This is a genomic window from Limimaricola variabilis, from assembly GCF_034371605.1.
Taxonomy (GTDB): Bacteria; Pseudomonadota; Alphaproteobacteria; order Rhodobacterales; family Rhodobacteraceae; genus Limimaricola; species Limimaricola variabilis.
Window position 1 is genome coordinate 53,407 of sequence record NZ_CP139696.1, and the last position, 21,198, is coordinate 74,604.

A 21,198-nucleotide genomic window follows, 5' to 3' on the forward strand; every position below is an offset into this window, starting at 1 on the left:
CCACCCGGGGCCATGGTCAGCCGCCGGCGGCCTCGTCGGCGGCGGTGACGCGCGCCTGATGTGCGCGTTCGCGCTCTGGCCATTCCGACTTCAAATAGTCGAGGATCGCCTCGACCTCGGCCTCGGGGAGCAAGCCCTCGAAGCCCGGCATGTCACTCTCGTAGCCGTTGCTGACCATCGCCGCCGTGCCGCGCAGGATGATCTCGCGCAATACCCGGTCGGGGTGATGCCAGGTGTGGCCGCTTGCGTCATGCGGCGGGGCGGGCAGGCGGCCCGAGGGCAGCGGCCGGCGCCAGTCGGGCTGGCCCTCAAGTTCGGCACCGTGACAGGACGCGCAATTGTCGAGGTAGAGCTGGCGGCCGTGCTCGGTCGCGTCACCGGCCGAGGGCCAGAACGTGAGCGCGCCGGCGCCCAGCAGCACCGCGACGCCCGAAGCGGTCACGAGAAGCGCTGCTCCACGTCGTGCCATGGCTACCCTCCTGGGCTACGAAGATACTTGATCAGCGCCGCCACGGCGAGCAGGAGGGCCAGCACGGCGAGCAGGCAGACCGCCCCCATGCCGAACATCATCCATCCGCCCATGGCGGTCCTCATCTCAGGTCCCATCATCCGGCCCTCCATTCGTCGAAGAAGGGTCGGCGCGGGGATGCGCCGGCCGGAAGGGCGTCACTTCGCCGGATAGGGCATCGCCATGCCCTCGGCGTCGATCATCACGACGTCGAGCTCGGCCTCCGGATCATCGCCCATGCCGGGCGCGCCCATCGGCATGCCGGGCAAGCTGAGGCCGACCGCCTCGGGCTTTTCGGAAAGAAAGCGCGACAGGATGTCGGCGGGCACGTGGCCACTGACCGCATAGCCGTCGATCAGCGCGGTGTGACAGCCCTGCTGGCCGAGGGGAACGCCGGCCTCGGCATTGACGCTGGCAAGGTCGTAGGTCTCGACGATCTCCACCTCGAAGCCGTTTTCGCGCAGGTATTCGGCATGGGCCGCACAGCAGCCGCAATTCGGATCCTTGTAGAGCGTCATCGTCCCGGCGAGCACCGGCAGGGCGGTGAAGCTGAGCAGCGTGGCGGTGGCGAATGTCCTGATGGTCTTCATTTGAAATCTCCTGGTTTGGATCAGGCCGCGTCCGTGACGCGGATGAGGGCCGCCATGCCAGCGGCCTGGTGGGAGAGGACGTGGCAATGCAGCATCCAATCGCCCGGGTTGTCGGCCCGGAACGCGATCTCCACGCGCTCCTCGGGGGCCATGAGCACGGTGTCGCGCCATTCGCGGTGTTCGGTCGGCCGGCCATCGCGCGAGATCACGCGGAACACATGGCCGTGCAGGTGGATCGGATGCCACCAGCCGGTGCGGTTCTCCATCGCGATCAGCTGCGAGCTGCCGCGTTTGGCCTCGATCAGGGCCGGGCCGTCATGGCCCTCCGAGGCGCGACCGTTGACGAACCACATCCGGCCCTGCCGCATCTGTTCGATCATCGCGGGGGCCTCCGCGCCCATCATCATCTGCCCCATCATGCCGCCGTTGAAGACGACCTCGTGGCGCATCGCAGATGCGAGATCGGGCTCGGGCAGCGGGTTGGACGGCAGCGCCATGTCCCAGTTCGGGGCGCTGGCGCGCAGCGGCGTGTCGCCATGCGCCAGCGTGGCGACCTCGTAGGCCGCGTCGCTCCGGTAGAGATCGCGCACCGGCACCGCAGCGCCCGCGGCGCCGGTCGCGTCGAGCACGATGTCGGCGCGCATCCCCGGCCCGATGAGCAGCGCGCCGCCCTTGGGCGCATGCGGCGCGACCGGCTGCCCGTCGAGCGCCACGACGACCGGCGCAAGAGGGCCGAAATCGAGCGCGAAGATCCGGGCGGTGGCGGCGTTCACGATCCTGAGCCGCAGCCGCTCGTTCGGCTCGACCGCGATGCGCGGCGCAGGCCGGCCGTTCAGCGTCACGTGATTGCCGATCCGGCCGCCATGCATCGCATCATGCATGCCGTCGAAGCCGGGCACAATCGCGCCACTGTGGTCGAGCCGCCAATCCTGTAGCATCCAGACGAGGTCGCGGTCGACGCGGATCGGCGTCTCTTCCTCGACCACCAGCGCGCCCGCGAGGCCCCGACCCAGCTGTTCGGCGCCGCCCATATGCGGGTGATACCAGTAGGTGCCGGCATCGGGCAGGTCGAACTCGTAGAGGAAGTCGCCGCCCGGGGAGATCGGTGGCTGCGTGAGATGCGCGACACCGTCCATAGCGTTAGGCACGCGCATCCCGTGCCAGTGAATGCTGGTTGGCGCGTCGAGGTCGTTTCGCGCGCGCAGGCTGAGCCGGTCACCTTGCCTGAAGCGGAGCTCTGGGCCCGGAAGGGCGCCGCCATAGCTCCAGACCGGCGTCGCCGGGCGCGGCGGGGCAAGCAGTTGCGCCTGCGCGCGCATGGCGGTCAGCTCGATCTGTGGTCCGGCTGCGATGGCATTCGGCAGAACCGCAGCGCTGCTCAGCGCCGCAGCGCCAGAGAGGAAGCCTCTGCGAGAAAGGCCCGTGAGATGGGTCATATGGAAATTCCTGATCAGAAAATGCCGCACGATGCGCGCGGTGTTAGCCCGCCTCAAGACAGGCGGGCGGCTTCAAATCAGGCGGCGGGGTGGCTCCAGCGGCGGAGCCGGGCAACCTCCGCTTGGCGAAGCGTCGTCGAACACGCGCCGGGCCTCCCGGATGGGGGACATGAACGGCCACTCGAGGGATGGTATGTCAATCGCGGCTGTTACGGACGCACATCCACCGACGCCTTGGCAGGCATTGCCCTTCGACATCGCCTCCTCCGGGCAGCCCGCGCAATCGGCCATCGTGACCATTGCCGAGTCCTCATGTATGCTTGGCATCGCCATGGCGGCGATGGGCACCGATTGGGCCAAGAGCCCGATCAGGAACAGACAGAGTGCAAGGAGGCGAGCCATCGGGCGCATATGGTCAGCATCTGAACACCTGTGCAAGTCCAGGCACTGCCCCTTCACTGCGCTGTCATCGGCCAAACGGCCATTGGTCAAGCCAACTGAGGCCGTTCGCCACAACACATGAGAAGGGCGGGAAGCTGATCTTCGCTGCGGTCTGAGCCGAAGCCCGCTATGCGGGCTAACCTGCTATTCGCTGCGGGCGCTCAGGCAGTGCTGCATCTGCAAAGCCACTGGTAGTTCACGTGAGTAGCAGGCGCTCGCTGTGCCTTGTTTACCGCCTGCAATGCAAACTGAAGCCGAGGTTCGCGGCACTTCCCTGGAATTCAAGTTTCGGCCCTCTTCTTCGTTAGGTGAATCATTACTTGGGGCATCAAGGCCACTGGCGACGCATCGGGTGCCGCCAGTGGCCGTTGCTCATGGAACTTGCAGTTCGGCGTAGTCCCCCCGGACCCGGAGGGTGACCGTCACGGGCTCTTCGGTCCGGTTTCGCCAGAACCAACCGTGGCTGCCATCAAATGCGGCGGTCAGGCGTCCGGCCTGACTGGGTGTGGCGCGGCCTTTTTCGTAGCTGACCGTCTCGCCGGCACCCTCGCCATGCGTGTCGAAGTTCAGGACCGATCCATTCGCAGTCCACTCGAACTCCGCTGTCGCGCCTTCGTTCATCAAAAGCTTGAGTTCGATCCCTTCATCCGGTGCGAGCGTATAGGAGGCTTCGTCCGTCCAAGCGATAGACGCGGGTTCGGGGCGCGCGGTGGGCGTGATGGTGGGCGGAGGCGTCGCATCGCTGTCCCAGGCAGAGTCGTCGATGATCTGACCTGGTTGTGGAGTTGCGTCACTGGACGGGCCCTGGAGGGCCGACACGAGGTTGGCGAGCTGCGCTTCGATGGCATCCAGCCGCATGGCGAGATCCGGGCTCGTGGCCTCTGGCCGGCCGGTCGGGGTAGCGGCCGAAAGCGCCGCGTCTTCGGCCTCGGCTTCTGCGTAGAGCTGTTGCTTGATCTCGCCCATTTCCGTCAGCCCGAGCAGACGGCCAACTCGGGTAGGGTCGATCCCGTATTCGGCCGGAAGCCAGAACAGAAGCAGGATCGCACCCGCCGCGGCTGCGGCCCCCAGCGTGGTTCTCAGCAGGCCCGAAGAGCCGGCGTGCAAACCCTCGACGTGAGCGGCGGTCTGGCCGGGCATGGAGTTGGTCTCGTAGCGCGGTGTCGCGCGCAGGGGCGAGACCGCGCTGTCCCGGTCGTCGAAACGATGTTGCATGAAGTATTCCCGTAAATCAGGCGACGAGGAAGCCGGCGATCTGGAACCCCATCAGGGCAAATCCGGCGGTCATCATGAGAGCGTTCGCGGCATAGGCCTGCCGCGCGAAGGAGGGGCTGGCACGCCAGCGCGTCATCACGACGAGGATCGCAGCAAGAGCGAGCAACTGGCCAATCTCGACGCCGAGATTGAAGGCCAGAAGATTGGGCACCAGCCCGTCGGGCGATATGTCGTAGTCGATGATCTTGGAGGCAAGGCCGAAGCCGTGCAGGAACCCGAAGATCAGCGTCGCGGCCTTCGTGCTCGGCTGGACACCGAACCACACCCGAAAGGCTCCGAGATTGTCGAGCGCCTTGTAGGCGACCGAGAAGCCGATGATCGCGTCGACGATGTAGCTGTTGATGCCGATGTCGAAATAGACGCCCGCCAGCATCGTCGTCGAATGCCCGATGGCGAAGAGGCTCACATAGGTCGAGATCTGCTTCATCCCGTAAAGGAAGAAGATCACCCCCAGAAGAAACAGGATGTGATCGTAGCCGGTCACCATGTGCTTGGCGCCCAGATAGAGAAACGGGATGAGATGCGTTCCGGTGGTTTCCTGAATATAGCCCTTGTCGCCAAGGGTGACGGCATGTGCCTGTGCGGCCTGCGAAAGCAACATCAAGGCTACGGCAAAACCGAACAGGCTCAGGGCCTGACGGGTGCCGCTGCGCCGCGACGGGGGGCGCATTGGGGTTTGTCTCATTGAATGTCCTGTAGAGAAGAACTGCCGATTGCGATGGATCAGACGGCCAAGTCTCTCGGAGGGCGGCGTGGCCTCTCAGGTGTTCGCGCCATCACGGGCTGCCCGACACGTGGCAAAGGCAGGGGCATTGGAAGTCGGAGCGACGCCTGCCGGTCGGCCAGGATCGCCAGAAGAGGATGATCATGATCCGTCGCATCGTGCAGCACCGGCGCGGGGGCTTCGGCATGGGGTGCGGCCCCGACAGTATGATCATCGTTCGTGAGCGACGCGATGATCTGTGCCGCGCCATGAGACGCCGCCACGCCCAAGGGCGCGACCAGCCAAGCCACGAGGCCGATGGTAAGAATGATCCTGCCGAACACCTCGTCTCTGCTCCCCTCGGTCATTCAGGCATCGCGCGGTCACGACACTTGCCAGATCCCCCCGGGGGGGATACTGGACTGATATGACAGACCCCCATATCCATGCAACCCATCCCGCCCTGATTACCCGGCTGAAACGTGCCGAAGGCCATCTGCGTCACGTCATAGGCATGCTGGAAACAGGGCGCTCCTGCACCGAGATTGCAACGCAGATGCAAGCTGTCGAACGGGCCATCACGGCGGCGAAGCGCACCTTGATCCACGATCACATCGATCATTGTCTGGGCAATGGAGAAGGTGACCTCGACGAACTGCGGGCATTGGCGAAGCTGCTATAGGCCCGCCATGCTGAGCGTTCTCGCGAACCGCACCTACCGGCACCTCTTCGCGGCACAAGTGATCGCGCTCGTGGGCACGGGACTTGCCACAGTCGCCCTTGGCCTGCTGGCTTGGGATATCGCAGGCGACCGGGCCGGCATCGTGCTGGGCACGGCGCTGGCGATCAAGATGATCGCCTATGTAACGCTTGCCCCCATTGCCTCGGCCTTGGCTGACCGCGTGCCGCGCCGGGCCATGCTGGTTGCACTCGACCTCTGCCGGGCCATCGTTGCCCTGGCACTGCCCTTCGTGACGGAGGCATGGCAGGTCTATCTGCTGATCTTCCTGCTTCAGGCCGCTTCGGCTGGCTTCACTCCAACCTTTCAGGCGACTATCCCCGACGTCCTGCCCGGCGAGGCGGACTATACCCGGGCGCTGTCGCTCTCGCGCCTCGCTTATGATCTGGAAAATCTGGCCAGCCCGATGCTCGCGGCCGCTCTCCTGACGATGGTGAGCTTTCCGGTCCTGTTCGGCGGCACCGTCATCGGCTTTCTGGCCTCGGCGGCGCTGGTCATGACGGTGACGCTGCCCACCGCCGTGCCGGGCCCGCCCAGAAGCATCTGGGATCGCACGACCCGAGGCCTGCGCCTCTATCTGGCGACACCACGGCTGCGGGGCCTCCTTGCCCTCAACCTCGCGGTTTCAGCCGCGGGCGCCATGGTCATCGTCAACACGGTCGTGATCGTTCAGGCAGGGTTCGGGCTGGCCGAGACGGAGGTCGCCCTGGCGCTCGCGGCGTTCGGAGGCGGCTCGGTCGTGGCCGCACTGGCCTTGCCCCGCCTGCTCGATCACGTGCCCGACCGCCCGGCGATGCTCTGGGGAAGCGGGCTTCTGGTTGCCGGAATGGCGCTCGGGCCGCTTGTAGGCTCGTTCACGGCCCTGATCGCACTGTGGCTCGCACTCGGCTTCGGTTACAGCCTCGTGCAGACCCCGGCCGGACGCTTGCTGCGCCGCTCGGCGCTCCCCGACGACAGACCGGCCATATTTGCTGCGCAGTTTTCCCTGTCGCACGCCGCTTGGTTGCTCACATATCCGCTCGCGGGGTGGATGGGCGCGGAATTGGGGCTTGATGCGACCTTTCTCGTAATGGCCAGCCTTGCCGGCGCAGGCGTCGTGGCCGCTCTGACGTTCTGGCCCTCGATCGAAGAAGAGGCGCGATCACACACCCACCCGGACCTCGCCCCCGAGCATCCGCACCTCCAGGAGCACGGCACTGCCGATCATCGTCACGCCGTCATGGTCAACGATCTGCATCGTCATTGGCCCCACATCGGCGGACGTTGAATTCCGGGGCCTGCCGGTTCGCTCGGAGACCTCTTGCCCAATAGGTAAGGGACAAATGATCTGCATTCACACGAAGCCTATCGAAAGGCTTGTTCATCGGCGATGGCGTTCAACCTCACCAGACGAAGAGCGAAAAGGAGCCTTTCACAGCTTGCGCTCAGAACGGACCTTCAACGCTGCCAAGAACAAGGCCCAGAGAGCGGGCCTTTCTGCCGTTCGCCGCGAGCGCTCGAACTGCGCTACGGCTGCAAAGGCCCTCGGAGAAAAGCCTGCTTTGTCTCGAGATTGAATGCGCATACCGTTTCCCGGTGCAGACTTCGCATGATGCCACCGTAGTCCGTTGCCTATCCGATCGTCCCCAAGGCCGGAAATGTCTCGAGCAACCAGTAGGAAAAGACGGTCAGCTGGCCGGTCATCATCGCGAGCCCCATCAGCACCATGACCGCCCCGGCGATCTTGTGCAGCCCGCCCCCCATGCCGCGGATCGAGCGAAGTCTTGTGCCGGCCTGCTGGATGAAGGCGGCGACCAGCACGAAGGGCACACCAAGCCCGGCCGAGTAGACCGCCAGAAGCGCCACGCCTTCACCCATGGTAGCCTGCATGGCGCTCGCCGTGAGGATCGCGCCGAGGATCGGCCCGATGCATGGGGTCCAGCCAAAGCCGAAAGCGAGGCCGAGGACATAGGACGCCATGGGCTGCCCGCCGGGAATGTCGAGATCGAAGCGCAGGTCGCGCTCCAGCGCACGGATACGGGCCGCACCCAGCATGAGCAGACCGAACAGCGCGACGATTGCCCCACCGAGGATGTTCAGCTCAAAGCGCCAGCGCAGCAGGGCCTGCCCGAGCGCCGTGGCAGAGGCGCCGAGCGCGATGAAGATCGTCGAGAACCCCAGGACGAAGCAGACGCTCAACCAGATCATGGCGGCCCGGCTTGGCGCCTTGCCAGGTCCCGTGCGCCCGGCGATGTAGGAGACATAGCCGGGCACCAGCGGCAGGACGCAAGGCGACAGGAAAGACACCGTGCCGGCCAGGAGGGCGGCAAGAAGGCCGAGGGTCTGGATGTCAGGCATCATTCACCTCCGCCACGCGCGCGGGGAAGTGGCGCCGAGATAGGCCGCCGTGGGCACGACGAGCCATTGCAGGAACGGCGTCAGGCCCGCGTCGATGACCGGGATCACCGGCATGATGTCGCGATAGGCCCATGCCTCCCGCACGACGATGTTCAGCCACTCGCTGAAGATGGTGTAGCCCACGCCCATCACCACGGTGGCCATGAGCACCGGGATTGACCGCTGCCTTGGCCACTCTGACCGTCCGAACAGGAACAGCGCCACGAGCAGGGTGCTGAAGGCGATCATTAGATCGCCACCCGTGCAGTGCACGATGGCGAAAATTATCTCGCCGGCGCTGCCCTCGGTCCAGATCGTATAGAGCGGGATGTGGGCCACCTCCCAGAGTAGATGGCCGATGAGAGAAAACAGGAAATAGCGCCGCAGGACCCCCAGCCAGTCCGGGGTTGCCGCGATGCGCGCGGACGTCGCCACCGTCATTTGAACCACCCCAATGCCTTGTCGAGGAAACCTTCGGGCTCCGGATGCGGATGCGCGTTGGTCAGCCCGTTGATATGCATGAGGAGATTGAGCGGCTCGAAATCGGTCCCATGAAAGATGCCGACATGGCGGCCCTGCCGGTCGAAGATGTAGAGCATCGGCTCATCGGCCGAGCGTTCGGACCCGGCGGCAAGCCGCGCCTCGAGACCCTCAAGACCGCCCTGCGACCGCACAATCGACCAGTTCTCGGCGTCGCGCATGTCGATGTTCGCTTCATCCTCGACCGCGGTCACGAAGCTAACCATCTCACGCATGGGGCTTGAATTAAGCGAAGTGACCGCCTTCGCCAGACGCTGATGCTGCGCGTCGCAGACCTCGGTGCAGGATACCGGACGGAAATTGATTACGAGGATGCGTCCGGCGAAGTCTTCCAGACCGAGTTTTTCCCCGTTCATGGTGACGAGGTCGAGACCGGGTCCGGGCCGGGAGATCGCCTCGAAGCCCGGCTCCTTTTCGGCCGTGACCTCGTTCAACCGTTCTCCAGGGTGATCGGCCAAGGCTGCCGAGCCAAACAAGGCGGCCATCATGGAGATGAGGATTGCGTGTCGCATTAGCTGCGCCCCTCCTGGTTCAGACGCATCTCGATTTCCTCGGCGAGATCTTCAGGCGGCTGATCCCCCTCGAGAAAGACGGCCTCGAACCGGCCATCGGGGCGCATCAGGTAGATGTGCCCGGCATGAGCCATGGTGTATCCGTCCGGTGCCTGCGCGTCCGCCATGTGCTCGTGATAGACCTTGAAGCTCTGCGCGGCCGCCGCGGCCTGAGCGGGGCTTCCCGTCAGCCCCACCAGTCGTAGGTGAAAGTTCGTGACGTAATTCGCCATGACCTCCGGCGTGTCCCGTTCGGGGTCGACGGTGATGAAGAGCGGCGCGACCCGGTCCGCGTCCTCGCCCAGCAGGTCGAGGGTGGTGGCCATGTAGGCCAGCGTCGTCGGGCAGACATCGGGGCAGTTGGTGAAGCCGAAGAACACGAGCTGCCAGCGGCCGGCATAATCCGCCTCGGTGACCGGGCGTCCCGTGTGGTCGACAAGCTCGAAGTCGGACCGGATGTCCGCCTCGCCGCTGTAGACGACCTGTGCGGGCGCGGCCTGATCTCGCAGGACCAGCAGCCCGGCGGTGGCAAAGGTGAGGACGGCGGCTCCGCTCCAAAGGAGGACGCGCAGCCGCTTGCGAAATCTGTCAGGAGAGGAAGGGGGCATCTGTCTGTCTTTCTGTTTGGCTCGCCCGGGCCGAAACCCGGGCGAGCCTTCGATCAGCCCTGATCGGCTTGATCGGCCTGGTCGTGGTGGTCCTGCATGTGGGTGTTCATCGTCTCCATCATCTCCATGCAGGCCTGCATGTGCTTCATCATCATCGGCATCATGCCTTCCATGCCTTCCATGCCTTCCATGCCTTGCATGCCGGACATGCCCTGCATTCCGGCCATATCGCCGCCCATGTGGCCGCCTTCCTTCGTTGTTTCCTGCGGCTCTGCCGGGGTGGTGTCCTGGGCGTAGGCCATCGGCGCGAAAGCGATCAGGGAAAGAGCGATGGCGCCGCCGAACTTGGTGGTGATCTTCATGTTTTGTCCTTTCGGAGTGGGGTTCAGTCAGTTGAAACGTCCGGCTTGCTTGCCGGATCGGTCTTGTTGGCGCAGGCGGACGAGTCCCCGCGCATGCAGAGCCCCAGCGCGCACATCGCGGCGCAGGGGGCAAAGCTCAGGATCAGAGGGGCTGCACCGATGGCGGTGAGCCAGCCCCAGTTCAGGGCCATGCCAGTGCCGATGACGGCCAGCGCCACCAGCATCCATCCACGCCTGCCCAGGCCGGGAAACCGGCGTGCGGGGAATGCCCCGATCGCGTTCGTCGATCGCTCGCTCATGTCCTGTTCTCCGTTTGAAGCTGGCGCACAACCGGCAGAATTTCTTCTTCCAGCGCGCGGCGGTCGAACGGACCGACATGTTTGTAGGCAACGCGGCCGCGTGCATCGATGACGAAGGTTTCCGGAAGCCCGTAGACCCCCCAGTCGAGCGAGGCGCGCCCGGAGCGGTCGGCTCCGACGCGGGTGTAGGGATCGCCCGTCTCGTCGAGAAAACGAAGCGCCGCATCCGGCGCATCCTTGTAGTTTATGCCATGGATCGGGACCGTATCACGCGCGGCCAGCTCGACCAGAAGCGGCATCTCGACCCGGCAAGGCACGCACCAGGAGGCCCAGACGTTGACGATCGACACCTCGCCTTGCAGGTCCGCCGTGGACAGGCCCTCCTCGCGGCCTTCGATGGGAGGCAGGTCGAACTCGGGGACCGCCTTGCCGGTCAGGGCCGAGGGCAGCCGGTCGTCGGAGTTCATGAGGCCCCAGTAGAACGCCGCCGCGAGTGTAGCGAACATCGCTGCCGGAAGAAGCACCAATACCCGACCACGGGGCCGCTTGCGCGGTTCCTGTTCCGCCGCGCTCATGGTTTGCCCTCGGCGCCGGCCGAGACCTCGGCTTGGAAGCCGCGCTCGCGTGTCGACCAGCTGGTCTTGAGATAGGCCAGCACGGCCTCGATCTCCTCGTCGCTCAGCAGCCCCTCGAAGGCGGGCATGTCGCTTTCGTAGCCCGGCACCACCGCGCCGACGCCATGTTTGGTGATCGTGAACAGGTCCCGGTCGGCATGGTGCCAGGTATGGCCGCTGTCGTCGTGCGGCGGCGCGGGCATGCGCCCGTCCTCCGTCCGACGGCGCCAGTCCGGCTGACCCTCGAGCTTTGCGCCATGACAGGCGGCGCAGCTCTCGGCATAAATCTTGCCCCCTTGGTCGACCATGTCGCGGGTGACCGGCTCCCCGAGGATGGAGAGCCCTGCGACCTCCTGCGAGGTCGCAGCCGTGTCTTGCCCGTCTTCCTCCATTAGCCCCTGCGCCACCGCCGCGATCGCGGCGGCGCCGAGCAGAGCCGAGGCCACGCCGATGACCAGCCCGCGTTTCATCGCGGGCTCCTGAGGAATTTGACCAGCGCCATCAGGCTCAGCACGATCAGGGTCAGCACCAGCAGGAGAATGAGACCGCCTCCGGCCATCATGGCACCCATCATCGGCCCGCTCATCATCGACATCATGCCCTCCATGCATTCACTCATCCGAGAACACGGTGATGTCGTCGCCTGCGAAGGCGTAGGTCTTGAGCGTGCCGCTCTTGCCGGCCATGCCCGGGGCGTTCATCGGCATGCCGGGTAGGGTAATGCCGGTGATCTCGGGGCGCTCCGTGGTCAGGCGTTCCACGATCTCGGCCGGGACCAGCCCGCTGACATAGTAGCCGTCCACCTGCGCCAGGTGGCAGCCAAGGCCCTGCTCGGGCACACCCGCCTCGATCGAGCGCTTGTCGAAGTCGCGGTCGTCGATCCGCGTCACGTGGTAGCCGTTCTCCTCCATGTAATCGGCATAGGCATCGCAGCAGCCGCAGTTCGGATCGCGCCAGATCGTCATCTGTCGCGCGGCAGGGACGGCGGCTTCGGCGGCTTCGCTCGGCGTGTCGGCCACGACGTCGGTTTCGGCGGTGGTGAAGGTCGCGATGCCGATGGCGGAAGCGGCGACCAGGGCAAGGGCGGAGCCCGTAAGAAGTTTGCGGTTCATGTCAGCTGTCCTTGGATTGATCGAAGGAGGTCCAGGTGGTTCCGCCGTCGCGTGAGACGCGCAGCCCGGTGGCATCGGCAGTCAGCACGTGCAGCGGGTCGACGGGATCGACGGCCAGAGCGGTGACGGGGTCAGGGGTGGCCTGCGCCCAGTTCACCCCGGCATCCGTCGACAGCCACAGCCCCGATGGCAGCGCCGCGAGAAGGCGCTCGGGCGTATCGGGTGCCAGGGCGAGGATCGTGACCGGCTCGCCCTTGGGCAGCGTTTCGGCATTGGCAGGCGCGTCGCCCGCGACCAATGCATCCATCGCGTCACCCGCGACGACGTCCTGCCAGCGGCAGAAACAGTCCGGCACCCGCGTCAGCCCGGCCTGCGTGCCCGCATAGAGCCAGATGCCGCCCATCCCGGTCTCGTTGGCGACCGAGACAAGACTGAGCACGTCATGCTCGGCACCGTTGAGATAGGGGCGGTCCATGACGAACGCCCACGTCGCGCCGTCATCCTCGCTGCGCCACAGCCCGTCGCCTTCGAGAGAGGCATAAAGGGTGTCGGGTGCATGCGCAGCCATGGTGAGGGACAGGATCGGCGCACCGGGCAGTCCGGCATCCGCCGCGGTCCAGCTTGCGCCACCGTCATCGCTGCGGCGCAGGCTGCCGTCCTGCCATCCGGCGTAGATCACGCCCGGGCGGGACGGGTGGGTCGAAAGGCTGTTGGGCGGCCCCACGTCGCCGAGCTTCGTCCAGCTTTTGCCGTCGTGCCGCAGCAGCCCGTCGGGCGTGGCGGCAAGGATGGTGGAGCCATCGAAGGCCAGGGCATTAGTGGAGTCGAGTGCCAGCGACGGGCCTGATCGGGCAAAGCCGGGGGCAAGGATCGTCGCGCCCAGCACGGCCAGGCCGGAGGACAGGACGCGACGACGCGAGAGCGCGCGTGCGGTAAGGGCAGTCATGGGAGGTATCCTGAGAAGGGATCGGTCGGTTGAGGGCCTGCCAGTCCAGATCGGACAGGCACGGCGATACCGGGCCGTCACCTATGAGGTGCGGCCGGTCAGCTCAGGATGGTGGTTCGTGGGGGGGCGGGATCGAAACCCGGTCGACGGGTTCGCAGCGCCGTATCGTCCGAACGTGTCATGCTGCGCGCGGCAACGGTCTGCGGCAGGATCTCGGATGACCCTTCGGTCGACAACAGGGGCGCGGTGCAGTCGAGATCGCAGACCAGCTGCTCGCTCGCATTCTGATCACAAGCAGGGCAGAGATCGTCCTGCGCGTCGGCAACCGCCGAGGCCGCCATGTCGAACGACATCCGGGCGCCGGCCGTGTCATGCATCATCACGCCGCCCAGAAGGGCAAGCGAGAGGCAGAGCGAGAAAAGGCGAAGCCAGAGGCGCATGGGTCGGATGTAGGATCGGACGGGGCGCCTGTCTACCGGGCACGGGCGGAAATCACTCACGAGCCTGTCAACCCGCGGTCCGTCGCCGACGCCGAGGCAACTATGGAACGTCGTCCCGGCCGCAGTGGTTTGTCCCGGCACTCAGCAGAGGAGCAAGACATGCAAGTTCAGGACATTATGACAGGCAACCCCACCTGCTGTGGGGGGAACACCACCATCCAGGACGCGGCCAAGCTGATGGCCGAGCAGTCCATCGGGGCCTTGCCCGTCGTCAACGATGCGGGCGAACCGATCGGGGTCGTAACCGATCGCGACATCTGCTGCGGGGCCGTGGCCGAAGGCAAATCCGGTGAGACCGCCGTTTCGGACGTCATGTCCACGGACGTGCTCACCACGACGGCAAACGAGGAGGTCTCGTCCTGCTGCAACAAGATGGAGGAGCGCCAGGTGCGCCGTGCCGTCGTGATCGACAGTGAGGGTAAGTGCTGTGGGATGGTAGCTCAGGCCGATGTGGCACGCGAAGCAGAAGGGGCAGAGACGGCGGATCTCGTCCAGAAAGTCTCCGAGCCCGAGAGCCGTTCCGGTTGCTGCTGATGAAAAAGAGCGGCGCCTCTCAATGAGGCTCCGCCCTTTTTTCACCTGCCGATCGCTTGAACCTATCGCCTATCCCGGAAGTTGGTGGGCCAGTGGTTTTTACAAGTATTAGCAAAGCTTAGACATAAGGAAAAAGACATGATGGACGGCGGCATGATGGTCGGCATGGGAATCTGGTGGCTGGTGATCCTCGTTCTGGTGATCATCGCGATTCTGGCGCTGGTGAAATATCTACGTAAATAGTGCGCCCATCTCTGGCTCCACTTTTCACACTCGGTGCGGTGCGACGATGAAAGCTTTACCCGCCTGAGCCGAAGGGCTGCACCCAGACGACAAGCAGGACAAGGTAGAGCACGTAGACCATCGGCAGGGTAAGGACCTGCCAGAGCCGGAAGCCCTTGCGCCCGCACCAGATGAAGGCGGCATAGAGGGCGGGCATCAGAGCCACGAAACTTAGCGTGACCCAGAACAGCTGGAAATCATTGATCGTCATCCCGACAATCGTCAGCGGTATGAAGGCCAGGGTCATGGTCACGGCATGATCGCCGATGACACTGGTGACGCCCGACGTGATCTGTCCGCTGCGGGCGACATACCAAGTCGCGAAGATCTCCGGCAGTGCCGCCACGGGAGCGGTGATGAAAAGACCGCCGATGATCTTCGACAGACCGAACGCGCCAACGATCTTCTCGGTCGAGAAGACGGTGAAGTAGGCGCCAATGGCCAAGGACGCGACACCGGCCGCCGCCAGCCGCTTTTCCTTTGAACTCCACTCGACCTCTTCGCCATCGCTCCGCCCGCGCAACAGGGCCTGCGTGACATAGGCGAGATAGCCCAGCAACAGGAGCCAGCCGTCGAGGGGCTGGAGGCCACGCCAGGGCGCAGGCAGCGTCAGCAGGGCGAAGAGCGCGATGATCCCCAAATAGGGTAGGGCCTGCACCGTGACGGCCCGGCGATCGATCTCCAGAAAATGCGCCTGCCGCTGTTTTGCGTGGTCGTTATGGCCTTCGATGCGCTTCTTGCGAGTGGCGGCGTAGGCCGTCAGCACCATCAGGGGAATGGCGACCACGTTCGACCCCAGAAGCGCGCCCAGACCGATATCGCCGACACCACGCAGGGCACTCGTGGTGTTGATGCCGATCTCCGGAGAGGCTGCGCCGAGGCCGACGAAGGCACCGCCAGCGGCCACCGAGAAACCCCATTGCTGACGTAGCTTCTTCAAAGGCTCCGCCAGATGCTCCGCGCCCCAATGAGCGGCCCAGACGGCGGCCAATAGCACCGGCATCCAGATCAGAAGACCGCCACTCATACCACGTTCTGCGCTTTTCGGGAGGCAATACCCTCGGCCTCACAGGCAGTTCCGTCGGCTCGGAACATCTCTTGGTCGGGATGTCCTGTTGCAACGTTCTCCTTGTCCGGCCGGAAGAACAACAGCCGTAGCGCGTTCAGTGTCACGAGCACGGTCGCGCCCGTATCGGCGAGAATGGCGATCCACAGGCCAGTGATTCCGAGGATCGTGGTCAGGAGAAAGACCATCTTCAGCCCGAGAGCGATGACGATGTTCTGACGGATGTTCGACATCGTCGCGCGCGCGAGCCGGATCGTGCCCGGGACGTCTGTTACCCGGTCGCGCAGGATCGCGGCATCGGCGGTTTCAAGCGCCACGTCGGTGCCCGAGCCCATGGCGACGCCTACATGCGCGGCCGCAAGCGCCGGCGCGTCGTTGATGCCGTCGCCGACCATCATCACCCGTCCCCCGGAGGTCAGGTCGCGTATGGCGGCGACCTTGTCTTCGGGCATGAGGCCGGCCTGATGCGCGATGCCGAGCTGGCCCGCGATGGCCTGCGCGGTGCGGGGGTTATCACCCGTGAGCATGACCGGCTCGATTCCGAGCCTCTGGAGTTCGGCGACCGCCCAAGAGGCATCGGGCCGCGGCTCGTCGCGCAAGGCAATGATTCCCAGCGGCATCGTATCGTCGAGCACAAGCACCACTGTCTTGCCCTCAGCCTCGAGGGCCGAGACCCGGGCGCGCACTGCGTCGGTCATCGCGCTTCGTTCTTCGGCCAGCCGGGGCGAGCCGACCGAGATCGCCCTGCCATCGATTACGGCCTCTGCGCCCTTACCGGGAAGCGCCTTGGCGGCGCTGGTCATGGCAGCGTCGATGCCGCGCTCCTCGGTCATGGCGCAGATCGCCCGGCCAAGCGGGTGGCTGGCCCCGCTTTCGACGCCGGCCGCGCGCGCCAGCAACTCCGCTTCGCTTCCAGACAGGGCAATCACATCCGTCACGCGGGGCCGTCCTTGCGTGAGCGTGCCGGTCTTGTCGAAGGCGACATGCGTCGTGCGCGCCACTGCCTCGATTACGGCGCCACCCTTCATCAACAGGCCTTGGCGGGCCCCGGTCGACAGGGCCGAGGATATCGAGGCCGGCACCGAGATCACCAGCGCGCAGGGGCAGCCGATGAGCAGCAGGGCAAGGGCACGATAGACCCAGTCCTGCCACGCCGCGCCGAAGGCGAGGGGTGGCACCAGAGCGACCAGAATTGCCGCGCCCACCACGGCGGGCATGTAAACCCTGCTGAAGCGGTCGATGAAACGCTCGGTCGGGGCCCGCGCGCTTTCGGCTTCCTCGACGAGACGCACGATGCGCGCGATGGTGTTGTCCTGGGCCGCCTTCGTCACCCGCACGCGTAAGGCCGCCTCGGTGTTGATCGATCCGGCAAAAACCGCTGTGCCCGGCTCCTTGAGACGCGGCACGCTTTCGCCGGTCACGGGGCTTTCGTCGACCCCCGAGGTCCCTTCGATCACCTCGCCGTCGCAGGGGACGCGGTCTCCCGGGCGGACCAGCACGGTCTGGCCCACCCGGAGCGCCTGTGCCGGCACCTCCCGCATGCGCCCCCCGGTCTCGAGAAGTGCCACTTTCGGCACGAGCCGCGATAGCGCGCGAATGCCTTCCCGCGCCTTGTTGGCGGAGAGACCTTCGAGCATCTCGCCCACCGCGAAGAGAAACACGACAAGCGCGGCCTCTTCCGCCTCGCCGATCACGAGGGCTCCCGTGGCGGCGATCGTCATGAGCATCTCGATGGTAAAGGGCATGCCCGTCCGAAGCATGGCGACGGCCCGCCGCGTGATCGGTGCGAGGCCGATGAGCGTTGCGAGGATGAAGGCCCATTTGGAAACGTGGGTCGGCACGATCAGGTGCGAGGCTGCGGCGACAGCCAGCAGCCCGCCGGTGCCAATCACCAGCCGTCCCTTCGACGTCTGATACCAGGATGTGCCGCCGGGCCCCGCGGGCTGCCCTACGGTCTCGTCGCGAACGTCGTCCTCCTGCACCATGTCAGGAAAAGCTTCATTCGGAAGGACGAAGCCGCCTTCGGGCCTCTCGGGCGCCGCACCTTTGGGCGCGATCCCGAAGCCGACGGCTCGCACCGCCGTCTCGACTTGTGCCGGAAGGGTCTCTCCCTCGTCGAGGGTCAATCGCAGTCGCTCGGCCATCAGGGCGATATCGACATCAGACACGCCCGGAAGGCGCCCAACGGCTCCGCGCACCTTTGCGGCGCAGGAGCCGCAATCCATGCCCGTCACCCGCCACTCGTGGTGTCGCAAATCGTCGTCCGCCATGGCGTTCTCCCCGCCGTGATTCCCAAATTGCGTTCGGCATACGTCCTACAGCGGCTGTAGCTTCAAGCCTCTTGGCCCGTTTCGGTCAGCCAAGCCAGACATCGAGGAAAAGCATGAGGACAAGCCCGATCGACAAGCCGAATGTCGCCTTGTTCTGATGCCCTCGGCGGTGGGTCTCGGGGATGATCTCGTGGCTGATGACATAGATCATTGCGCCCGCCGCGAATGCCAGACCCCAGGGAAGGAGCGGCTGGGCCAGCGAGACCACGCCCGCGCCGAGGGCACCACCGATCGGTTCCACGAGGCCGGTCAGCGCGGCGATGGTCCAGGCCCGGCCCTTGTCATACCCTTCGCCGAGAAGAGAGACCGCCACGGCAAGCCCTTCGGGGGCGTTCTGGAGACCGATGCCCAAGGCGAGCGGCAGTCCTCCCGAGAGGCCATCGGCCCCGAAGCCCACGCCGACTGCGAGGCCTTCCGGGACATTGTGGATCGTGATCGCGAAGATGAAGAGCCAGACCCGCCTGAGGGATGCGGCTTCGGGGCCCTCCCGTCCGCTGCTGAAATGTTCATGCGGCAAACGCTCGTTCATCCATGCCACGGCGCCGATTCCCAACAGGATTGCCGCGCAGACGATAGCCGCCGGTGCCGCGTCGTTCTCGAAGCGGGTCTCGGCCGCATCGAGCGCCGGGATGATCAGCGAGAAGAACGATGCCGCGAGCATGACGCCTGCGGCGAAGCCGAGTGCGAGGTCGCGCGTGGCGCGCGACGGGATCTGGCCAAGCAGCACGGGGCTTGCACCGATCGCAGTCATGGCGCCGGCCAGAAGGCTGCCCACGACGCCGAGGGCGAGCGGGGACATCTGCTCCATCATCGAGATCCTTGTTTGAGCGGGAATGGAGACAGTCAGAGGCTGCCGGTCGCGACGTGTTCAGGCTGTTGCAGCAAGCGGGCTTCGAGCCGGGACCGCGCGTTCAGGAGGCGGGTCAGCGCCTTGCCAGCATCGTCGGCCCCATCGGTCGCTTGAGCCAGACGCTCGTCCGACAACGGATCTGTGGGGCGGCCGTTCACACGCACCTCGTAATGCAGGTTCGGACCGGTTGCCGTGCCGGTGGCACCTACGAGGCCGATGGTATCGCCTGCGGCGACGCGCTGCCCCCGCGCCAACCCGTCCGGCACCTCACTGAGATGGGCGTAGCGGGTCAGGGTGTCCGAGCCATGCGCGATCTCGACGACCCGGCCATAGCCGCCGCGCCAGCCCACATAGGCGATGCGCCCGGGGGCCGTGGCATTCACGGGCGTCCCCCGAGCGGCGGCAAAGTCGACACCGGTGTGCATTCGCACATTGCCATAAACCGGATGGGTGCGCTTTCCAAAGACGGAGGAAAGTCGTGCACCCTGCACGGGCGGGGCGAAAACCCGCAGCACCTCTCCATCAAGATAAATGGTAGCACGGCCGCTTTCATCGTCTGGCCAGACCACCTCGTAGAGAGCGTCCCCGACATCCAGAGATGCGAAGGCCAGCCGAGGTTCGCCGATGACAGCGTCCTCCACCCTCGACTCTCGCCAAAGCAGGCGCAGGGTCTCGCCGCCACTGAGCTCACGACGGAAATCCACCGTGCCGCCAAGTATCTGCGCGAGATCGACGGCAAAACGGGCCGGAATGCCCGTCTCCGCAAGCGCCGAGGAAATCGAGGTCACGACTTCGGCTTGTCCGGCCACGATCTCGACCTCGGGCTCCGGTGAGACGACACGGGTGGCCAATCGATCCCCGAAGGTTGCCTCGATACGGGTGCCGTCATCGACCTCCAGCGTGACCCGCTGCGGGGCGCCAAGGTCGGTCGTCATGACGGAAACGACGTGACCGGGGCGGAGCTTGCGCAGGTCGTATTCGACGCCCATCGCAAGGGCGACCTCTGCGCGGTCCGCTGCCTCGAGACCAGCGTCCATCAGGACCGCGTCCAGCGTCTCGCCCGCAGCAATCTCACGCGACCATACAGCACGTGACGGCGCCATCTCCGGCGGGGCAGTTTCGGCCACCAACACCTCGGGGAGGGCCAACGGCATGGCGACGGGTGCAACATCATGCTCCGCAGAGACTTCGACCGGGTTGTCCTGAGCCATCGGCGGTGACGCGATGGGGGCAGGCGCCCAGTCACCGATCACAGTCAGGGCCGGCGGCGCCGCCTCCGTCGGAACCAGAGTCGGGTATACGAGGATACCCGTCGAAACACCGAGTGCCGCAGCCCCCGCGGCCCAATAGCGCAACCTCATGCCAAACCCTTGCTGGCGTAGCGCAAGGCTACGGGAATGTCGGTCGCGTTGAGCTGTTCCAGCAGGGAAAAGCGAGCGCAAACGACAGAAGGGTCCGTTATCTCGGACAGGTCGGCATTCTCCATATGGCTGGTCATATGCTGTCTTGTTCCTGCGAAGGGCCAATGCGGGGTGCAATCGGCCCGTGGCGGACCGATTCCAGAGGTTTCAGCGCACTGCTAAAACCTCGACCTACTGGAGGTTCAACCCCCATTTCCGTGAACCAAGCAAAGCATTTTGTGATCCTGCAGCATCAGCTTGCCAAACCGCCGCCCCAAACCTACGAAGAGTATAGGTTTGGAGTGCGACGATGCTGACGATCGGTTATCTGGCGAAGAAGACGGGCACAAAAGTGCAGACGATCCGCTATTACGAGCAAGTCGGCCTGATGCCCGAACCGGGGCGGACCGATGGCGGCCAGCGCCGCTATGGCGATGCCGAACTCGACCGCCTGTCCTTCATACGTCACGCCCGGCAGCTTGGCTTCTCGCTCGATGCGATCCGCGAACTGCTCGACCTCAGCGATCATCCTGCCCGCTCCTGCGAGGAGGCGGATGCCATCGCCCGGCGCCAACTCAAGCAGGTCGAGCAGCGCGTGGCCCGGCTCGAGGTGCTGCGGTTGGAGCTGGAACGCATGATCGAGGAATGCAGCGGCGGGCGAGCGGCCGATTGCCGCGTGCTCGAAGTTCTGCGCGATCACTCGGAGTGCCTGACGGACCACGAGGGCATCGGCGCTTGAGTGCCGGCATCGCCTATCCGCTGGCCGCCATCGCCGAGATCGCGGGATGCTTTGCCGTCTGGGCTTGGTGGCGGCTTGGCGCTTCGCCACTTTGGCTCTTGCCCGGCATGGTCTCATTGGCGCTATTCGGTTGGTTGCTCGCACAGGTCGAGACGTCCACGGCAGGGCGGGCCTTCGCGGCATATGGCGGCATTTACATCGCCGCATCGGTGCTCTGGATGTGGATGGCCGAGGGGCACCGTCCCGATCGGTGGGATCTCGTCGGGACGATGGTGAGCCTGACGGGTGCAATGATCATTCTCGCGGCGCCACGCGGCACGTGAGCGAAAAAGCCTTGAAGCTACAGTCACTGTAGGAGCTACCTCTCCTCCCAACGATTCGTGGAGAGAGTTCGTGC

28 protein-coding genes are annotated in these 21,198 nt (G+C 65.4%); 5 read left to right on the top strand and 23 right to left on the bottom strand.

Features of this window, described 5'->3' with window-relative positions:
• Window positions 1-16: 16 nt before the first annotated feature.
• The 6 genes from T8T21_RS20350 to T8T21_RS20375 form a co-directional block, all read right to left on the bottom strand.
• Window positions 17-469, bottom strand: a complete 453-nt coding sequence (locus T8T21_RS20350) for a c-type cytochrome (protein ID WP_322338291.1) — start codon at window positions 467-469, stop codon at window positions 17-19.
• 2 nt (window positions 470-471) lie between these two features.
• Window positions 472-609: a hypothetical protein gene (locus T8T21_RS20355; RefSeq protein ID WP_322338292.1), complete on the bottom strand. Its 138-nt coding sequence runs from the start codon at window positions 607-609 to the stop codon at window positions 472-474.
• 57 nt (window positions 610-666) lie between these two features.
• A complete protein-coding gene (locus T8T21_RS20360) occupies window positions 667-1,098 on the bottom strand; it encodes a DUF411 domain-containing protein (protein WP_322338293.1) in 432 nt (143 codons plus the stop codon).
• Window positions 1,099-1,118: 20 nt separating this feature from the next.
• The gene (locus T8T21_RS20365; RefSeq protein ID WP_322338294.1) at window positions 1,119-2,534 is read right to left on the bottom strand and encodes a multicopper oxidase family protein; all 1,416 of its coding nucleotides are present in this window, start codon (window positions 2,532-2,534) and stop codon (window positions 1,119-1,121) included.
• 813 nt (window positions 2,535-3,347) lie between these two features.
• Window positions 3,348-4,190, bottom strand: coding sequence for a hypothetical protein (locus T8T21_RS20370; protein ID WP_322338295.1), 843 nt, complete (start codon window positions 4,188-4,190; stop codon window positions 3,348-3,350).
• Window positions 4,191-4,206: 16 nt separating this feature from the next.
• Window positions 4,207-4,851 (bottom strand): HupE/UreJ family protein, encoded by a 645-nt coding sequence (locus T8T21_RS20375; protein WP_322338377.1) that lies wholly within the window; start codon window positions 4,849-4,851, stop codon window positions 4,207-4,209.
• A gap of 529 nt (window positions 4,852-5,380) precedes the next feature.
• Between T8T21_RS20375 and T8T21_RS20380 the strand changes: the two genes are divergently transcribed.
• Both T8T21_RS20380 and T8T21_RS20385 read left to right on the top strand, forming a co-directional pair.
• Window positions 5,381-5,635, top strand: coding sequence for a metal-sensing transcriptional repressor (locus T8T21_RS20380; protein WP_322338296.1), 255 nt, complete (start codon window positions 5,381-5,383; stop codon window positions 5,633-5,635).
• Window positions 5,636-5,642: 7 nt separating this feature from the next.
• Window positions 5,643-6,959: an MFS transporter gene (locus T8T21_RS20385; protein WP_322338297.1), complete on the top strand. Its 1,317-nt coding sequence runs from the start codon at window positions 5,643-5,645 to the stop codon at window positions 6,957-6,959.
• Between the two features lie 344 nt (window positions 6,960-7,303).
• On the opposite strand, the gene T8T21_RS20390 is transcribed toward T8T21_RS20385, so the two are convergent.
• The 12 genes from T8T21_RS20390 to T8T21_RS20445 form a co-directional block, all read right to left on the bottom strand.
• Window positions 7,304-8,029 (bottom strand): cytochrome c biogenesis CcdA family protein, encoded by a 726-nt coding sequence (locus tag T8T21_RS20390; RefSeq protein WP_322338298.1) that lies wholly within the window; start codon window positions 8,027-8,029, stop codon window positions 7,304-7,306.
• 3 nt (window positions 8,030-8,032) lie between these two features.
• On the bottom strand, window positions 8,033-8,509 hold the full coding sequence (locus tag T8T21_RS20395) for a hypothetical protein (RefSeq protein ID WP_322338299.1): 477 nt from the start codon (window positions 8,507-8,509) through the stop codon (window positions 8,033-8,035).
• Window positions 8,506-9,120, bottom strand: a complete 615-nt coding sequence (locus tag T8T21_RS20400; RefSeq protein WP_322338300.1) for an SCO family protein — start codon at window positions 9,118-9,120, stop codon at window positions 8,506-8,508. Before T8T21_RS20400 ends, T8T21_RS20395 begins: the two co-directional genes overlap by 4 nt.
• The gene (locus T8T21_RS20405) at window positions 9,120-9,767 is read right to left on the bottom strand and encodes an SCO family protein (RefSeq protein WP_322338301.1); all 648 of its coding nucleotides are present in this window, start codon (window positions 9,765-9,767) and stop codon (window positions 9,120-9,122) included. Before T8T21_RS20405 ends, T8T21_RS20400 begins: the two co-directional genes overlap by 1 nt.
• Before the next feature lie 53 nt (window positions 9,768-9,820).
• Entirely contained in the window at window positions 9,821-10,129 is a 309-nt protein-coding gene (locus T8T21_RS20410) for a hypothetical protein (RefSeq protein ID WP_322338302.1), read from the bottom strand.
• A gap of 23 nt (window positions 10,130-10,152) precedes the next feature.
• The gene (locus tag T8T21_RS20415; RefSeq protein WP_322338303.1) at window positions 10,153-10,428 is read right to left on the bottom strand and encodes a hypothetical protein; all 276 of its coding nucleotides are present in this window, start codon (window positions 10,426-10,428) and stop codon (window positions 10,153-10,155) included.
• Window positions 10,425-11,003 carry a DsbE family thiol:disulfide interchange protein gene (locus T8T21_RS20420; RefSeq protein WP_322338304.1) on the bottom strand — a complete coding sequence of 193 codons (579 nt, stop codon included), beginning with the start codon at window positions 11,001-11,003 and terminating at the stop codon, window positions 10,425-10,427. The genes T8T21_RS20415 and T8T21_RS20420 overlap by 4 nt, the downstream gene beginning before the upstream one ends.
• The gene (locus T8T21_RS20425; protein ID WP_322338305.1) at window positions 11,000-11,512 is read right to left on the bottom strand and encodes a c-type cytochrome; all 513 of its coding nucleotides are present in this window, start codon (window positions 11,510-11,512) and stop codon (window positions 11,000-11,002) included. Before T8T21_RS20425 ends, T8T21_RS20420 begins: the two co-directional genes overlap by 4 nt.
• Window positions 11,509-11,637, bottom strand: a complete 129-nt coding sequence (locus tag T8T21_RS20430) for a hypothetical protein (protein ID WP_268744182.1) — start codon at window positions 11,635-11,637, stop codon at window positions 11,509-11,511. Before T8T21_RS20430 ends, T8T21_RS20425 begins: the two co-directional genes overlap by 4 nt.
• Before the next feature lie 16 nt (window positions 11,638-11,653).
• Complete coding sequence (locus T8T21_RS20435; RefSeq protein ID WP_322338306.1) at window positions 11,654-12,154, bottom strand: DUF411 domain-containing protein; 501 nt, start codon at window positions 12,152-12,154, stop codon at window positions 11,654-11,656.
• Window position 12,155: 1 nt separating this feature from the next.
• Window positions 12,156-13,100 carry a WD40/YVTN/BNR-like repeat-containing protein gene (locus T8T21_RS20440; protein WP_322338307.1) on the bottom strand — a complete coding sequence of 315 codons (945 nt, stop codon included), beginning with the start codon at window positions 13,098-13,100 and terminating at the stop codon, window positions 12,156-12,158.
• 98 nt (window positions 13,101-13,198) lie between these two features.
• Window positions 13,199-13,480: a hypothetical protein gene (locus tag T8T21_RS20445; protein ID WP_322338308.1), complete on the bottom strand. Its 282-nt coding sequence runs from the start codon at window positions 13,478-13,480 to the stop codon at window positions 13,199-13,201.
• Between the two features lie 219 nt (window positions 13,481-13,699).
• On the opposite strand from T8T21_RS20445, the gene T8T21_RS20450 reads away from it, so the two are divergent.
• Window positions 13,700-14,134, top strand: a complete 435-nt coding sequence (locus T8T21_RS20450) for a CBS domain-containing protein (RefSeq protein WP_322338309.1) — start codon at window positions 13,700-13,702, stop codon at window positions 14,132-14,134.
• 298 nt (window positions 14,135-14,432) lie between these two features.
• Here the strand turns inward: T8T21_RS20450 and T8T21_RS20455 are convergent, their stop codons facing one another.
• The 5 genes from T8T21_RS20455 to T8T21_RS20475 form a co-directional block, all read right to left on the bottom strand.
• Window positions 14,433-15,443 carry a sodium:calcium antiporter gene (locus T8T21_RS20455; RefSeq protein WP_322338310.1) on the bottom strand — a complete coding sequence of 337 codons (1,011 nt, stop codon included), beginning with the start codon at window positions 15,441-15,443 and terminating at the stop codon, window positions 14,433-14,435.
• Entirely contained in the window at window positions 15,440-17,752 is a 2,313-nt protein-coding gene (locus T8T21_RS20460) for a heavy metal translocating P-type ATPase (protein WP_322338311.1), read from the bottom strand. Before T8T21_RS20460 ends, T8T21_RS20455 begins: the two co-directional genes overlap by 4 nt.
• A gap of 85 nt (window positions 17,753-17,837) precedes the next feature.
• The gene (locus T8T21_RS20465; RefSeq protein WP_322338312.1) at window positions 17,838-18,620 is read right to left on the bottom strand and encodes a ZIP family metal transporter; all 783 of its coding nucleotides are present in this window, start codon (window positions 18,618-18,620) and stop codon (window positions 17,838-17,840) included.
• A 35-nt stretch (window positions 18,621-18,655) separates the two neighbouring features.
• The gene (locus tag T8T21_RS20470; protein ID WP_322338313.1) at window positions 18,656-20,023 is read right to left on the bottom strand and encodes a M23 family metallopeptidase; all 1,368 of its coding nucleotides are present in this window, start codon (window positions 20,021-20,023) and stop codon (window positions 18,656-18,658) included.
• Window positions 20,020-20,160: a hypothetical protein gene (locus T8T21_RS20475; RefSeq protein ID WP_322338314.1), complete on the bottom strand. Its 141-nt coding sequence runs from the start codon at window positions 20,158-20,160 to the stop codon at window positions 20,020-20,022. Before T8T21_RS20475 ends, T8T21_RS20470 begins: the two co-directional genes overlap by 4 nt.
• 212 nt (window positions 20,161-20,372) lie before the next feature.
• On the opposite strand from T8T21_RS20475, the gene T8T21_RS20480 reads away from it, so the two are divergent.
• The gene (locus T8T21_RS20480) at window positions 20,373-20,801 is read left to right on the top strand and encodes a MerR family transcriptional regulator (protein ID WP_021693922.1); all 429 of its coding nucleotides are present in this window, start codon (window positions 20,373-20,375) and stop codon (window positions 20,799-20,801) included.
• The gene (locus T8T21_RS20485; protein WP_322338315.1) at window positions 20,798-21,124 is read left to right on the top strand and encodes a YnfA family protein; all 327 of its coding nucleotides are present in this window, start codon (window positions 20,798-20,800) and stop codon (window positions 21,122-21,124) included. Before T8T21_RS20480 ends, T8T21_RS20485 begins: the two co-directional genes overlap by 4 nt.
• Window positions 21,125-21,198: the final 74 nt, after the last annotated feature.